Annotated in this window: 4 protein-coding genes; 1 reads left to right on the top strand and 3 read right to left on the bottom strand. The window is 65.6% G+C overall.

Annotated elements, in window-relative coordinates; translation table 11 throughout:
- The coding region (locus tag EN991_RS32945) for an RpiB/LacA/LacB family sugar-phosphate isomerase (protein ID WP_206519297.1) at window positions 1-142 on the top strand (142 nt) is incomplete at its 5' end.
- Between the two features lie 24 nt (window positions 143-166).
- Here the strand turns inward: EN991_RS32945 and dhaL are convergent.
- From dhaL to EN991_RS32930, 3 genes are all read right to left on the bottom strand, one after another.
- Complete coding sequence (dhaL, locus tag EN991_RS32940) at window positions 167-808, bottom strand: dihydroxyacetone kinase subunit DhaL (protein WP_127370307.1); 642 nt, start codon at window positions 806-808, stop codon at window positions 167-169.
- Window positions 809-835: 27 nt separating this feature from the next.
- Complete coding sequence (locus EN991_RS32935; RefSeq protein ID WP_127370306.1) at window positions 836-1,843, bottom strand: dihydroxyacetone kinase subunit DhaK; 1,008 nt, start codon at window positions 1,841-1,843, stop codon at window positions 836-838.
- 130 nt (window positions 1,844-1,973) lie between these two features.
- The coding region (locus EN991_RS32930; RefSeq protein WP_281058831.1) for a nucleotide-binding domain containing protein at window positions 1,974-2,262 on the bottom strand (289 nt) is incomplete at its 5' end.

Below are 2,262 nucleotides of genomic sequence, written 5' to 3'. Positions count from 1 at the left end.
GATCATCACCATGGGCGCCCGCGTCATCGGTCCCGAACTGGCGAAATCGATCGCCGACGCATGGCTTGCCTCCGAGTTTGATCCGAATGGCCCATCTGCCGCGAACGTGCAGGCCGTCGACAAGCTCGACGCCAAGCGCTGAAAGACGCGGCAAGTCCGCTGATGATCAGTCGGTCAAGGCGGTCCGCATCGCCTCGATCACGGTGACGGCGGACGCAGCGCCCGGATCCATATGGCCAAGCGAACGTTCGCCGAGGCGTGATGCCCGGCCCTTGGTGGCCACCATCGCTTTGGTCGCTTCCGCGCCTGTCTCTGCCGCCTGGGCGGCGGCCTTGAGACTGGCGGCCAGATCCTTGCCTGAGGCCAGCGCTTCGCCCGCCGCTTGCCCCGCCGGCGCCCATGCATCGATCATCGTCTTTTCGCCAGGTTCTGCCTTGCCGCGATCCTGAATGCCCTTGGCCATGGCCTGGAACAGGGCGACCACGTCCGCGTCGTCGAGCGCCGTCTTGCCCTTGACGGCTGCCGCGGCGCGCATGAGCGCGGTCGCATAGAGCGGACCGGAGGAGGCGCCGACCGCATTCAGGAACGACTTTGCCGCCGTGTTCAGCAAGGTGGTCGGATCGGTCGCCGCGGTGTCCAGTCCGGCCACCGCATCGCGCGCAGCGGAAAATCCAAGCTCCATCGCGATGCCGTGGTCGGCGTCACCGATAACCCCGTCAAGCGCGCATAGTCGGTCCCTGTCGGCGGACATGGCGGTTGCGATCGCCGCGAACATCGCGACAAGGCGGGCGGTGTCGATTGTCGTCATGTCTTGGTCCTTGCCACAGAAGTGGGTTTAGCCGGCGCGAAACATGGCGCAGTCGCAGGGGTGGTCCAGCATCGTCTGCAACTCGCCGTCCAGCCGATGCAGCGTGATCGAGGCCCCGGCCATTTCGAGCGAGGTGCAGTAATTGCCGACCCAGCTTGCGTGGATGGACACACCGATCTCATCGAGCCTCTGCTTCACGCGCCGGTTCATGATGTAGAGTTCCATCAGCGGCGTTGAGCCCAGCGAATTGACGAGCACCGCGACCTTGTCGCCGCGCGCCGGCGCCATCTCGTCGAGGATCCTGTCCAGCATCTCGTCGGTGATCTCGTCGGCCTTTTTCAACTTTTCGCGCGCGATGCCGGGCTCGCCGTGGATGCCCATGCCGATCTCCATCTCGTCCGGACCGATCTCGAAATTAGGCCGGCGGGTCTGCGGCAGCGAACAGGGCGACAGCGCCACGCCCATGGTGAAGGTGTGGTCGTTGGCCTTGCCGGCGATGCGCTCGCATTCGTCGAACGACAACATCCGGTCGCAGGCGGCGCCGGCCGCCTTGAAGATGAAGAAATTGCCGGCGACACCGCGCCTCTTGTGCCGCTGGTCGCGCGGTGCCGAGGCAACGTCGTCGGTGCTCAGCACCGTGCGCACCTCGATGTCGTCCATCGCCGCCATCTCGGCCGCCATGTCGAAATTCATCACGTCGCCGGCATAATTGCCGTACATGAACAGCACGCCGGCGCCGCCGCTGACCGCCTTGGCGCATTCGAGGATCGGGTCCGGCGGTGGCGAGGCAAAGACATTTCCGATGGCCGCCGCGTCGGCCAATCCCTTGCCGACGAAGCCGAGAAAGCTTGGCTCATGGCCCGAGCCGCCGCCAATGACGAGGCCCACCTTGCCCTGGCGCGGCCCGTCGCGGGCGACGATGGAGCGTGGGCTACCCTCCACGCTTTTGAGATGGCGGGGATGCGCTGCCAGGATGCCTTCCAGCATCTCGTCGACGGCGCGGTTGCCATCGTTGATGATCTTCTTGGTCTGCACCCGGCATCCTCCCGACTTCGGCATTTTCGCAGATAATACCGGGTGTTACCGGGATTTCCACCCGGCAAGGCGTATTTCGCGCGTTGAGATGTTCCCCCCGGCCAGCACCTGGACGCAGGCGCTGGCTGTTTCAACCGCCGAGGCCGTCGCGGATGGCTGAGAAATAGCGATCGGTCCCGACCTGGCCGCCCTTGAGCGCGACCTCCAGTCCGTCGATCGCCTTGACGCGCGAGTGGGCAACGCAAAGCGGGGAACCCGGCGAAGCGGGCAGCGGCATGCGAATTGTCAGGGCATCGACACCCATCTCGCCGAGTGCGTGGCTCGACGTGTCGCCGCCTGCAATGACCACGCGACGCAGGCTCTGTTCCACCGTCAGGTTGCGAAGGATTTCTCCGAGGCCGCGGCCAAGCCTGTGGCGG

The organism is Mesorhizobium sp. M7A.F.Ca.US.005.03.2.1, from assembly GCF_003997795.1.
Taxonomy (GTDB): domain Bacteria; phylum Pseudomonadota; class Alphaproteobacteria; order Rhizobiales; family Rhizobiaceae; genus Mesorhizobium; species Mesorhizobium ciceri.
Note: the sequence above shows the minus strand (reverse complement) of the source record. Positions and strands in the feature narration are given on the sequence as shown.